This is a genomic window from Deltaproteobacteria bacterium, from assembly GCA_005879795.1.
Classification (GTDB): Bacteria; Desulfobacterota; Binatia; order DP-6; family DP-6; genus DP-6.
Window position 1 is genome coordinate 1 of the sequence record VBKJ01000022.1, and the last position, 5315, is coordinate 5315.

General features: G+C 69.9%; 6 protein-coding genes. All 6 read left to right on the forward strand.

The window, feature by feature from the left end; genetic code table 11:
* Position 1 precedes the first annotated feature (1 nt).
* Positions 2-850: a DUF1259 domain-containing protein gene (locus E6J59_00840; protein ID TMB24028.1), complete on the forward strand. Its 849-nt coding sequence runs from the start codon at positions 2-4 to the stop codon at positions 848-850.
* A gap of 119 nt (positions 851-969) precedes the next feature.
* A complete protein-coding gene (locus E6J59_00845) occupies positions 970-1740 on the forward strand; it encodes a hypothetical protein (protein TMB24029.1) in 771 nt (256 codons plus the stop codon).
* 22 nt (positions 1741-1762) lie between these two features.
* Positions 1763-2401: a hypothetical protein gene (locus E6J59_00850; protein TMB24030.1), complete on the forward strand. Its 639-nt coding sequence runs from the start codon at positions 1763-1765 to the stop codon at positions 2399-2401.
* A 47-nt stretch (positions 2402-2448) separates the two neighbouring features.
* Positions 2449-3444 carry an extracellular solute-binding protein gene (locus E6J59_00855; GenBank protein ID TMB24033.1) on the forward strand — a complete coding sequence of 332 codons (996 nt, stop codon included), beginning with the start codon at positions 2449-2451 and terminating at the stop codon, positions 3442-3444.
* The gene (locus E6J59_00860; GenBank protein ID TMB24031.1) at positions 3429-5006 is read left to right on the forward strand and encodes an iron ABC transporter permease; all 1578 of its coding nucleotides are present in this window, start codon (positions 3429-3431) and stop codon (positions 5004-5006) included. The genes E6J59_00855 and E6J59_00860 overlap by 16 nt, the downstream gene beginning before the upstream one ends.
* The coding region (locus E6J59_00865; protein ID TMB24032.1) for an ATP-binding cassette domain-containing protein at positions 5003-5315 on the forward strand (313 nt) is incomplete at its 3' end. The genes E6J59_00860 and E6J59_00865, both read left to right, overlap by 4 nt.

The window sequence follows — 5315 nt, forward strand, 5'->3', positions numbered from 1 at the left end:
GCTGCTTATCCTCGCTGTGGCCATAGCGAGGAGTGCCGCGGCCGAGGAGCCCGACACGGAGCTGATCGCGAAGATCACTGGCCTCAAGCCGGATGTGAAGAACGGCATCGCGAAGATCAGCGTGCCACGCGGGGACCTCGGAGCGGTCATCGACGGGGCGAAGATGCAGCCGTTCCAGGGCCTCACGTCGTGGGCCGCGTTCCAGGCTGCGGGCGACAAGACGATCGTCATGGGCGACATGACGTTGACCGAGCCGCAGGTGAATCCCACGATGAGCGCCGCCCTCGACAACGGACTCGAGGTGACCGCCCTGCACAACCACTTCTTCTTCGACCGCCCGCACGTCTTCTTCATGCACATCGGTGGTGTGGGGACCACCGAGCAGCTGGCGACGGGGGTCCGGAAGGCCCTGGACGCCGCGAACGCGGCGCAGCGGGGAACCGGCTTCGGCGGCGTGAGCATCCCGACGAAGAGCACGATCGACCCGAAGCCGCTCGAGACGATCCTCGGCGCGTCGGCGCAGGCGAAGGACGGGATCGCGAAGTTCTCCTTCGGCCGCAAGACGTCCATGCACGGCGCCGAGGTCGGAGAGGCGATGGGCGTGAACACCTGGGCGGCGTTCGCGGGGAGCCAGCGAGCCGCGGTGGTCGACGGCGACTTCGCGATGCTCGAAGACGAGCTGCAGGATGTCCTCAAGGCGCTGCGTCACGCGAACATCAACATCGTCGCGATTCACAACCACATGACGCACGAGCAGCCGCGCATCATGTTTCTGCACTTCTGGGCGAAGGGTCCGGCCGAGGAGCTCGCGCGAGGTGTCAAATCCGCCCTCGACACGCAGAAGAAGTGACCGGGAGGCACGCACTGAATGACATGCTTGGCTTCGTCGACTACCACCGCGGGCGGCCGGCGGTGGCGCAGCCCTCCCCATCGTGGCACCCCGCGCTCCTCGGGTAGCGCCCGCGCTCGATGCGAACGCTGGCTCGATGCCGTCCCCTTCCCCTCGTCATCGCCGTCATCCTTTCCCGTGGACCGTCGCGGGCACTCGCGTACCGGCCCTTCGTCTCCACCGACGCGGCCGTGGCGGACCGCCGTGAAGTCGAGCTCGAGTTCGGGTACGCCGGGTTCCGGCGAGGCGACGGCCGCACCGCCATCGTCGCCCCGACGGTCATCGCGAACATCGGCCTCGGACGCGGCCTGGAGGCCGTGGCGGAGTTCAAGCTGGTGAATGACCTGTCGCGCGGAGACGAGCGCGACCACACCCGGTTCGAGGACAGCGCGCTCTCGCTGAAGTGGATCGCCCGGGAAGGCGTGTTCCAGGAACATGGCGCCGCGCCCTCGTTGGCCGTCGAGCTGAGCGCGCTGCTCCCGACCATCCGCGGCGAAGATCGCCCGGGCGGTGAGCTGGTCGGTATCGCGTCCGGCAGGGCGCTCGGATGGACGTACCACCTGAACGGCGGCGGGCTGGTCGAGGCCGGCGGCGACGAGCCGGGCATCCTCTGGGGAGTCATCGTCGAACGTCCCCTGCTCGACCGCGTCCGAGCGGTCGCCGAAGTGAATGGGGAGACCGTCCGCGGGAGGAAGGCAGACAATAGCGCGCTCCTTGGCGCGGTCTGGGATGTGGCGGCTCCCTCTCCACTTCACGAGCTGTCGTTCGATGTCGGCGTCCGGCACGGCATCAGCCGGACGGCGGACGAGTGGGGCGGCACGGCCGGGTTCACGGTCGCCTTTCCGTGGTGAAGGTTGAAATATGGAGGCAGTCATGAAGGGACTCATCCATAGCGTTGTGTTCGCGGTGCTCGTTGCCACGACGGCGTCGGCGGAGACATGGAATTTCGACGGGGACCCCGTCAACGCGCCGCCGCCGGGCTTCTCGTTCGGCCGCACCGGGAAGGGAAAGCCGGGGCGTTGGATCGTCCAGGCGGAGAAGGATGCGCCGAGTGCCGGAAACGTGCTCGCGCAGCTCGACCCCGACACCACCGACTATCGCTTCCCGGTCGCCGTCGCGAACGAGCCGAAACTCGGCGACGTCGGCCTGTCGGTCCGGTGCAAGCCCGTATCGGGTCGAGTGGACCAGGCGTGTGGTCTCGTGTTCCGGTATCAGGACGAGGACAACTACTACCTGACGCGCGCCAACGCCCTCGAGGACAACGTGAACCTGTACTACGTGAAGGACGGGAAACGGCGGCAGATCACGGGATGGCGCGGGAAGGTGACGAATGGGACCTGGCACCAGCTCGGGGTGGAGGCGCGTGGCGATCATTTCGTGGTGTCGTTCGACGGCAACAAGGTGATTGACGCCCATGACTCGACGTTCTCGCAACCGGGGAAGGTCGGTGTGTGGACCAAGGCGGATTCGGTGACCTATTTCGATGACCTGAGTGTCGCGCCGCTCCGCTGAAGGTGACCGGCACGCTCGGCAAACGTCTCGCGTCCAGGGCACGACTCATGACGTGGGGGTGCTTGAGCCTCCTCGGGCTCGCCGCGTCGACCTGCGGGCGCGGTGGACCGGGGGTCGTGGCGTACACCTCCGTCGATCAGGTCGTCTCCGAGCCGATCTTCCGTACGTTCGAGGCTCAGAGCGGGGTCGCCGTGCACGCCGTCTTCGACACCGAGGAGACGAAGAGTACGGGCGTGCTGAACCGGCTCCTCGCCGAGGCGCAGAGCCCCCGAGCGGACGTCTTCTGGTCTGGCGACCCCGTCCGCCCGTTCATCCTGATCGCGCGCGGCCTCGTCGAGCCATACGTGTCGCCCAATGCGGCGGGTATCCCCGCGCCGTTCAAGGCCTCCGACGGCGCGTGGACCGGCTTCGCGGCCCGGGCCCGCATCCTCCTGGTCAACACGAGGCGCGTCGCTGCCGCGGACCGGCCCGCATCGATCCGCGATCTCGCGAGCCCGCGCTGGAAGGGGCAGGCCGCGATGGCGAACCCGCTCTTCGGCACGACGACGATCCACATGGCGGCGCTCTTCACTGCCTGGGGCGACGAGCCGGCGCGCGCGTTCTTGCACGAGGTGAAGGCCAACGACGTCCGGATCGCGAGCTCCAACGGTGAGGTGAAGCGGCTCGTCGCGAGCGGTGAGGTCGCGTTCGGGCTCACCGACACGGACGATGCCGCGGAGGCGGTCAAGGACGGCGCGCCGGTGGCCGTCGTCTATCCGGATCAGGACGCCCTCGGCACGCTCGTCCTGCCGACGGCAGTGGTTCTCATCAAGGGCGGCCCGCACCCGGAGAGCGGCCGGCGCCTCGTCGACGCCTTGCTCGCACCGGTGACGGAGCAGCGGATGGCGGAATCGGCCGCGCACATGCCGCTTCGAGGAGGGCTCACGGCCGGCACGGACGTGCGCGGGCTCGACCGGGTGCGCGCCATGCAAGTCGACTACGCGAGCGTGGCCAGCGCGATGGAGCGCATTCAGCCCTTTCTCCGCGAGTGGGTCGGGCTCTGACGAGCCGCACACAGCAGCAGCTACTCGTCGGGATCGCGGCCCTCGTGCTGCTCGGCGCGGGATTTCTACCGCTCGTCCTGGCCGCGCTGGAGCTGCCGCTGGCTGGCGTGCAGGGGCTCGCGCATGCGCGCGCCGCACTCGCCGCGCCGGCGACCTGGACTCTCCTGGTGCGGTCGCTCGCCCTGGCCGCGTCCGTGACCGGGCTGGCGCTCGCGCTCGGCGTGCCCCTCGCCGCGCTGCTCGCGAAGACGGACGTCGGGGGCCGGCAGGCCGCGTTTCTCGTGCACGCCTTCCCGATGTTCCTACCGCCTTTCTTGCTCGCGCTCGGCTGGTTTCATCTGCTCGGCCGCCGCGGGCTCCTCGGCACGGAAGCGACCTCGCGGCTGCTCTTCAGCTTCGCGGGCGTCGTCCTGGTACTGGCGCTGGCTTTCACGCCAGTCGTCACGTCGCTCGTCGCGCTGGCCCTCCGGGGGATCGACCCATCCCTCGAGGAAGCGGCTCGCATCGTGGCCGGCCCGCGCCGGGTCGTGACGCGCATCCTGCTCCCGCTCGCCTGGCCGGCGGCCGCGCTTTCGGCGCTCGTCGTGTTCGCGCTCGCCTTCTCCGAGCTCGGCGTACCGATGTTTCTGCGTGTCCGATCGTACCCGGCCGCCGTGTTCGCGCGGCTCGGTGGCGTCGAGTACGCCCCGGGCGAGGCGTTCGGTCTCGTGGTACCGCTGCTCGGCATGGCGCTCGGACTCCTCGGCTGCGAGCGTTGGCTCGCAGCTCGGCGGTCGTTCCCGGTGCTTGGCCCGCGGCAGCGCGGGACGGTCCCACTGCCGCTCGGAGCGTGGAAGGGGCCGGCGGGCGCCATCGTGTGGGCGCTGGCGGCCGTCTCCGTGCTGCCGATCGCCGGTCTCGCGTTGCGGGCGTCTGCTGGTGGATTCGCTGGCGTTCCAGCCTGGATCGGTGCGAGCCTCACCAACAGCATCGTCTGCGCCGGCGTCGCGGCCACGATCATCGCCGCCCTCGGGCTGATCGTGGGCCACGCGCTCGCCCGTGGCCGGCGTGGCGCTCACCTGCTCGACGCGGCGGGAGTGCTGGCGTTCGTCACGCCAGCGGCCGTCCTCGGTGTCGGCCTGATCTCGCTCTGGAACCGGCCGGCGACACGGGTCGTGTATGGGAGCCTCGCGATCATCATCATCGGCGACGTCGCACGGTATGGCGTCGTCGGGGTGCGCACGATGGCGGGGGCGGTCGCGCAAGGGCCGGTCGAGCACGAGCAGCTCGCCGCGGTGGTTGGCGCGGGCTTCGCTCGCCGGCTCTTCCGGATCGTCGTCCCGCTCCATCGCCTCGGGCTCGCCAGCGCGTGGCTGCTGGCCTTCATCTTCTGTCTCCGCGACCTCGAGACAGCCGTGCTGTTCTATCCCCCCGGGCGTGAGCCGCTGCCCGTCCGAATCTTCACGCTCGAGGCGAACGGGCCGGAGAGCGTCGTGGCCGCGCTCGCCGTGGTGCAGGTCGCGCTGACGGCGATCATCGTGGCGGCGGGCGCGACACTGCTCCGCCGCGCGCAGCGTGCATGACCCCGGTGGTCTGCCTGGAGGACGTGTGGCTCGAATTGGGCGCCACGCCGGTGCTCTCGGGCCTCTCGCTCGCGCTGGAGCCCGGCGAGGTCCTGGCGCTCCTCGGCCCCTCGGGAGCCGGCAAGACGACCGTCGTGCGACTGATCCTCGGCTTCATCGCTCCGGAGCGCGGGAGCGTTCGGCTCAACGGCGCAGTGGCGAGTGCCGACGGCCGGGTCCTTCGGCTGCCGGAGGAACGAAATCTTGCCGTCGTGCTGCAGGAGCTCGCCCTGTGGCCGCATCTCACCGTCGCCGGGAACCTCGCCTTCG